The following is a 6,559-nucleotide window of genomic DNA, read 5'->3' on the forward strand; positions in this document are numbered from 1 at the left end:
GTTGGGAGCCTCTGAATAACTCCTTGCATGCTCAGTCTTTCAGGCTGGTTCGCAATCTAGGCGCGATTTTGAAGGTGTATGCCGATCCATCGAAAAAGCGCAACAACGAGTGCGGGCCAGCCTGAAGACCCGGAGGGCGCGGCCTGAAGGGCCCATCTGCTGCGCTTTGTCGCTAGGAAAGGGAACCACCCTGCCCGTCGCGACAAAACGCAGCAGATGGGCCCTTCAGGCCACGCTGAGCATGCAAGGAGTTATTCAGAGGCTCCCTTGGCAACGGTTTATTACGTCGGACAATCGGTCACCCGGACCGCCTGAAATCTGGCCGTAACCCATGGATTCCGTTACATTGCCAAAAGCATTCCACTCACCCATGGGCGTTGCGGACCGATAATGAAGAAAAGCGTTGAACGGGCAGAACTGCTCAAGGACATGATTCAGGAAGCCATCGAGGACGGCGCCACCACCGTGGAAGAGGTGCACCAGCACATCGCCGGGCTGCCCTTCGACGCGCTGGAAAAGCTGGGACTGTTCGAAGAACAGGCCGGCAACCTGAGAGAAAAACAGCGTAAGACCATCGGCCTGGTGTACGACACCATTCGCAAGGTAAACCAGGAAGTCGGCTCACTGATTTCCGAACAATTTGCCGCCCTGGAAGACGCCCGCACCGCCTCGCGCAACATGGACAGCAAGGACGAACAAGACGACTGAGCTCGTCCTGCCGTTTCAGGGTTGCGACTAGCTGCTGCAGTACTCGTCAAAGGCCGCCTGGCTTCGCTCAAAGCCCTTCTCTTGCGCCAACTCCCAGGGCCGCTCACAGCTGTCGCTGGCCGGGCACCACTGATATCCACCGGAGCCAAGGCAGCCATGTTTGTCCCGATCGCCACCCGGCATGGGCTGGCAAGCGGAGAGAAGCAACATCGCCGCGAATATCACTGTGTTTCTCATTCCCTGTTTCTCCTCTGACCGGACAGGCTCCAACAGCAAATCGTGCATCCGTTCACCATGCGAACAGTCCTCTCACCTGGACCTAAACCATGGTCAACGAACCGACAACGCCACCTGAACCTATTTCACCACCGCAACCCCGCCATCACCAGCAACGCGCAACCGACAGACGCATTATCATCCCCGCCCTTTCCCGATTAGAATGGCCGGCTCGCTCCGGAACGCCCTGCAGTATGGATAACCAAGAGTATGCATAGGACGCACACACCCGCACCCACCGGCCCCGCCGGCAGCCGTCTGGTGACGCTGCTGACGCAGCTGGATCGCAAGGCAGCCCGGGCCAGCCACGGGGATTTTGCCGAACGCCTGGGACGGCTGTTCGATCTGTCCGATGCCATCTCGCTGGACGGCGCCAATCAATACCGCCCCAACGGCCCGTTTGACGCCAGGCCGGACGCCACCGATCGCCTGCAGGCGGACCTGCTGAAGACCCGCGACACTCTGCTGGCTCACCTGAGCCGCAGCTTCGCCGGGGAAAAGGCCGCCTCGGTGATCCCCCTGCCGCCGCTCAAGGACGACGCCCAGGCCGACAAGCGCCCCACCTTTGGCGCCTACGAACGCTTCTACCAGGCCCACCAGCGGCAGATGATTGCCGGGCTCAGCAACCTGCGCCAGCGAGCCCGCCGTATCCTGATCGGCCACAGCGAGACCATGGCCCGGCTGGCGGAGCTGGATGCGGTGTTTGAACAAAGCCTGAGCGGCTACGTGCGCCACTGTTTCGGCGCCCTGCCCGGTTTTCTGGAAAAACGCTATCGCACCCTCTGGGACACCCGTGATCCCTTTCATACCGTCAAGGACTGGCTCGCCCCACAGGGGTGGCTGAGCCAGTTCCGGCGTGAACTGCAACTACTGTTACTTGCCGAGCTGGACGCCCGCCAGGAACCCATACTCGGCCTGCTGGACGCCCTTGTCGCCGACGCGACGGGCAACCAGTCCACCCATAACGAGGTAAGCAAGACCGTATGAGACGCTTTCTTTTTGCTGTCCCCTTTCTCCTCGGCGCCATTGCCGTGGTCTGGATCGCCGCCACCTTTCTGAGCAACCCGGTGGCCCTGACCGTGACCCTGATCATCGCCGCCGCCTATACCCTGGGCTTTGCCGAGCTGGTGCGCTTTCGCCGCACCACCGCCACCCTGGACCAGCAGCTCGATGACCTGCCCAGCAGCCGCGATGGCCTGACTCACTGGCTCAAGGCCCTGCCCGGCAGCCTGCGCCACGCGGTACACCGCCGCATCGACGGCCACCCGGCGCCCCTGCCCGGCCCCCAACTGACCCCCTACCTCACCGGCCTGCTGGTGATGCTGGGTCTGCTGGGTACTTTCGTGGGCATGATCGTCACCCTGCAAGGCGCCGCCACCGCCCTGGATGGCAGCAGCGAGCTGACCGCTATCCGCAGCGCCCTGGCCGCGCCCATCGCCGGGCTCAGCCTGGCCTTTGGCACCTCCATTGCCGGTGTCGCCGCCTCCGCCATGCTGGGGCTCAGCGCCGCTCTGTGTCGCCGCGACCGCATGGCCGTGTCACGCAAGCTGGACGACCGGGTGGACCTGGAACTGCATGCCTTCTCAATGGACCATCAGCGTCAGTCCGCCTACACCGCCCTGCAGGATCAATCGCGCATTTTCCCGGAGCTGGTCGGCGCCCTGCAGGGGCTCACCGGGCGCATGGAACAAATGGGCGAACAACTCAGCGAGTCCCTGACCCGCAACCAGCAGGATTTCCACCACACCCTCACCGACCAGTACCGTACCCTGGCGGATTCCGTCAGCCAGTCCCTGAAGGAAACCCTGGCGGACAGCAGCCGCCTGGCGGTGGAAAACATCCAGCCGATCATGCAGCAATCCCTGGCAGATCTCAGCCAGCAGGTGCAGGGCACCCACGAAACGCTCAACGCCATCACCGAAAAGCAGCTTGCCACCCTCACCGAACGGTTCCACCAGACCACGGAATCCGCTGCCCAACACTGGCAGCAGGGGCTTGAGCAGCACCAGCAGACCAGCGCCCGGCTGGTCAACGATATCAGCACCTCCCTGGCCGCTCATCACGACCAGTTCCGCGACAACAGCAGCCAGCTGCTGGAACAGATGCGCAGCACCCAGGCAGAACTGGGTAGCGCCAGCGAACAGCAACTGGCCGCCATCGCCGAGCAATTCCGCAGCGCCAGCGAGCTGGCCCTGCAACAGTGGCAACAAGGTCTGGCCGAGCAGAAGGACACCGGCCACAGCCTGCTGCAGGAAGTGCGCGATACCCAGCAGCAGCTGGCCCGCACCAGCGAAGAGCAGCTCACCGCCGTCACCGGCCAGTTCCGCGAGGTCAGCGACCAGGCCGCCGCCCAGTGGCGCGACGGCATCGACGCACAACAGGCGTCCGGCACCACTCTGATCAGCGAATTGCGCAGCGCCCTCAGCGAGCACAACAACCAGTTCCAGAACAGCGCCAGCGGCCTGCTGGATGGCCAGAAAACCGGCCTGGAGAATCTGGTGACCACCGTGCGCGAGGAACTGATTGCCCTGCGTGACGCGGAAGCCGGCCGCAGCGAGGCCGCCAGCGAGCGGCTGGCACAGCTGGAAGGCACCGTCAGCGAGCACCTGGGCCGACTGGGCACCGCCCTGGAAGCGCCCATGACTCGCCTGATCGAAACCGCCTCGGAAACCCCGAAAGCCGCGGCAGAAGTGATCAGCCGCCTGCGCGAGGAAATGACCCGCAGCAGCGAACGGGACAACGAACTGCTGGACGAGCGCCGCCGCATCATGGCCGAGCTGGACACCCTGCTCAGCGGCCAACGCGATGCTGCCGGCGCCCAACGCGAGGCCATCGAAACCCTGATCACCACCGCCAGCGACACCCTCACCCAGGTCAGCGACACCTTCGCCCAGCAGGTCAGCGCCCAGAGCGAGCAGCTCGACCAGGTGGCCGGCGATGTGTCCGGTAGCGCCGCCGAAGTGGCCAGCCTCAGCGATGCCTTCGCCACCGCTGTGCAGGTGTTCAGCGACGCCAACGACAAGCTGCTGGACAATCTGCAGCAGGTGGAAAGCCGTCTGGAGCAGTCCTCCGCCCGGGCCGACGAACAGCTCAACTACTATGTGGAGCAGGCTCGTGAGGTGATCGAACTGAGCATGGCCTCGCAGAAGGAAGTGATCGACGCCCTCGGCACGCTCAATAGCGCCAACGGCAACGACGCCCACAGCGAAGAACGCCCGACCAGCGAGGTCAACTGATGGACGATCTCCACGACAGCGACAGCTCATCGGTATGGGCCATCTTCTCCGATCTGATGGCCGCCCTGGTGGGCATTCTGGTGCTGGTGCTGGTGTGGGTCATCGGCATTCAGCTGGAGCTGAGCCAGTCACTGGAAGAGGAGAAGGCCCGGCGGGTAGCCGAAGAGCAGCGCCGCCAGGCCCTGGAAGAGGCGCTGGCCGATCCCCTGGCCAGTGGCCGGGTCACCTTCCGCGATGGCCGCATCGGCATCAGCGGCAGCGTGTTGTTCCAGCTCAACTCGGACCAGCTACAGCCGGAGGGCGAGGAACTGCTGCGCGATCTGGCCAAGCCGTTGCAGGTGTTTCTCGACCAGCACGACGAACTGCTGATGGTCAGCGGCTTCACCGATGACCTGCCGATCCAGCGCGGCAACCGCCGTTACCAGGACAACTGGGGCCTGTCCGCCCAACGGGCACTCACCGTGACGCGCACCCTGATCCAGCAAGGCATGCCCGCCGACCAGGTCTTCGCCGCCGCCTTCGGTCCCCACCAGCCGGTGGTGCCCAACGACAGCGACACCACCCGGGCCCAGAACCGCCGGGTGGAACTGACCACCGTGCCCCGCCAGGGCGACAAGGTCAGTACCGCGCAGCATGCCAGCCAGGCAGAAGGGGCCAACGGCAATGGCTGATGCTTCTACCTTCAGCACTGCCTCGCTCAGCGCCATTGCCGAACAGCTGGCGAGCTTGCGCGAGCAGGGCGCTGCCCGCTTTGACCCGGTCCGCTTTCGCTACCTGGAAGCCCAGGTTGAGCGCCTCGGCAAGCTGACACGGGTCAGCCCCACGCCGCTGACGCGGCTGGCCACAGCGCTGGAGAATTTTCAGGAAACGTTTCAGGCCGAGAGGGCCCGGGTGGATGCACAACTGGCCGAAGAGGGGCTGGGCGAGCCCGTGGCTGCCATGCGGGAAAGCGGGGACCTGAAAGCCCTGCTGCGCCATCTGCGCGCCCGCCAACGACAGCAAGACCCCTCTGCGTTTGCCGCCCTGCACGCCTGCTATACAAACCAGACACCACAGGAAGACGACCACCACAGAGACCCGATGACCGCCCTGCTACGCCAGCAGGAACAAAGCGTACTGGCCCGGCACGGCATCACTACCCCGGCAACGCCGGCGGACAATAGCGGCCCACGAGAGCTGAAAGCCCTGCGTCAGGTCCGCGCCACACAGCAAAACCAGCGCAAACGCCAACGCATCGCCCAGGCCATCCATCAGACTCCCAGCGACGCCGGCCCGCTCAATTCCCACCGGCTGGTCACCCGCGCCCTGGAAACCTTGCGCGACCTTTCCCCCGCCTATCTGGATCACCTGGTTACCCAGGTGGACACGCTGATGTGGCTGGAGAAACTGGCCAAGCAGCGGCGGAATTTTTAGCTTCTAGCTTCTAGCTTCTAGCTCGTAGCTCGTAGCTCGTAGCTAATTATCCTCCGGCGGATGCAGCAGGTCATCGTGCTCACCCATTTCCCAGGGCAGTTTGCCCGGGGTGTGATCCAGAAAGTGCAGGTAATTTTCAAACTGGTCGAGAATGTCGCGGATGATGTCATCCTCGTCATAACCAAACACATCGTAGGAACGACCACCCCGACGCAGGAACACTTCCGCCCGGTAGTAGTTTTCCTCTTTCATTACCGTGGAAGTGCCCCCCGCTGTGACAAAACCGGGCACTGGCTGGCTGACCAGGCGAATGTCATAGACGAAGCCCACGTGCCCTTCACGCTCCACCTGCAACTCGGCACGGATCAGGTTGTCATCGAACAACACCCTGGCATCCCAGCCAGACTCCTTCATCTCCTTGACCACTTTTTCCATGCTCTGCATGGCAGCACCGCGGATAAAGGCTTCCACATTGTCGCGGCCGGGGAAGTCCATCATCCCTTTAAGACGATGGCGCCACTGGGAGCCGGTCATGTGACGGCGCGTAGCCATATGCATACGCAAACTGGTTTCCCGATGCCCTTCAATCACCAGTGCCCGCCACATGCCAATCGCTGCCAGAATAATGATAACGGCGAAGGGCAAGGCACTGGCGATGGTCATCGTCTGCAAGGCCTTGAGACCACCTGCCAACAACAGCACAGCGGCAATGGTCCCCTCCAGCACCGCCCAGAAAATCCGCTGCCAGGCCGGCGTATTCAGCACCCCGCCGGACGCCAGCGAGTCCACCACCAGGGAGCCGGAATCCGACGACGTCACAAAGAAGGTGATGATCAGCAACACCGCCAGGAAGGACACAAACGATGACAACGGCAGCTCATCGAACAACTTGAACAACGCCACCGCCTTGTCCGTCTGCACGTCGC

Annotated in this window: 7 protein-coding genes; 5 read left to right on the top strand and 2 right to left on the bottom strand. The window is 63.3% G+C overall.

Translation table 11 applies throughout. The annotated features are described in order from the left end of the window. The first annotated feature begins 390 nt into the window (after positions 1-390). Entirely contained in the window at positions 391-708 is a 318-nt protein-coding gene (locus ACFE0K_RS09030; protein WP_434535749.1) for a hypothetical protein, read from the top strand. Positions 709-735: 27 nt separating this feature from the next. Here ACFE0K_RS09030 and ACFE0K_RS09035 read toward each other — a convergent pair whose 3' ends face one another. Next, a complete protein-coding gene (locus tag ACFE0K_RS09035; RefSeq protein ID WP_434535750.1) occupies positions 736-945 on the bottom strand; it encodes a serine protease in 210 nt (69 codons plus the stop codon). Positions 946-1,194: 249 nt separating this feature from the next. Here ACFE0K_RS09035 and ACFE0K_RS09040 point away from each other — a divergent pair, with 249 nt between their 5' ends. From ACFE0K_RS09040 to ACFE0K_RS09055, 4 genes are read left to right on the top strand one after another with little or no spacing between them, the layout of a single operon-like run. Next, a complete protein-coding gene (locus ACFE0K_RS09040; protein WP_434535751.1) occupies positions 1,195-1,971 on the top strand; it encodes a DUF3348 family protein in 777 nt (258 codons plus the stop codon). Continuing rightward, entirely contained in the window at positions 1,968-4,220 is a 2,253-nt protein-coding gene (locus tag ACFE0K_RS09045; RefSeq protein WP_434535752.1) for a DUF802 domain-containing protein, read from the top strand. Before ACFE0K_RS09040 ends, ACFE0K_RS09045 begins: the two co-directional genes overlap by 4 nt. Beyond that, entirely contained in the window at positions 4,220-4,891 is a 672-nt protein-coding gene (locus ACFE0K_RS09050; RefSeq protein ID WP_434535753.1) for an OmpA family protein, read from the top strand. The genes ACFE0K_RS09045 and ACFE0K_RS09050 overlap by 1 nt, the downstream gene beginning before the upstream one ends. Beyond that, positions 4,884-5,633 carry a DUF2894 domain-containing protein gene (locus tag ACFE0K_RS09055; protein ID WP_434535754.1) on the top strand — a complete coding sequence of 250 codons (750 nt, stop codon included), beginning with the start codon at positions 4,884-4,886 and terminating at the stop codon, positions 5,631-5,633. The genes ACFE0K_RS09050 and ACFE0K_RS09055 overlap by 8 nt, the downstream gene beginning before the upstream one ends. A gap of 42 nt (positions 5,634-5,675) precedes the next feature. Here ACFE0K_RS09055 and ACFE0K_RS09060 read toward each other — a convergent pair. Beyond that, on the bottom strand, positions 5,676-6,559 hold an 884-nt coding region (locus tag ACFE0K_RS09060; RefSeq protein ID WP_434535755.1), incomplete at its 5' end, for a BCCT family transporter.

Source organism: Alcanivorax sp., from assembly GCF_051117345.1.
Lineage (GTDB): Bacteria > Pseudomonadota > Gammaproteobacteria > Pseudomonadales > Alcanivoracaceae > Alcanivorax.

What these genes read in the sequence shown, in the direction of transcription:
- ACFE0K_RS09030 (WP_434535749.1), top strand. Translation starts at nt 391, where the DNA reads ATGAAGAAAAGCGTTGAACGGGCAGAACTGCTCAAGGACATGATTCAG.
- ACFE0K_RS09035 (WP_434535750.1), bottom strand. Translation starts at nt 945, where the DNA reads ATGAGAAACACAGTGATATTCGCGGCGATGTTGCTTCTCTCCGCTTGC.
- ACFE0K_RS09040 (WP_434535751.1), top strand. Translation starts at nt 1,195, where the DNA reads ATGCATAGGACGCACACACCCGCACCCACCGGCCCCGCCGGCAGCCGT.
- ACFE0K_RS09045 (WP_434535752.1), top strand. Translation starts at nt 1,968, where the DNA reads ATGAGACGCTTTCTTTTTGCTGTCCCCTTTCTCCTCGGCGCCATTGCC.
- ACFE0K_RS09050 (WP_434535753.1), top strand. Translation starts at nt 4,220, where the DNA reads ATGGACGATCTCCACGACAGCGACAGCTCATCGGTATGGGCCATCTTC.
- ACFE0K_RS09055 (WP_434535754.1), top strand. Translation starts at nt 4,884, where the DNA reads ATGGCTGATGCTTCTACCTTCAGCACTGCCTCGCTCAGCGCCATTGCC.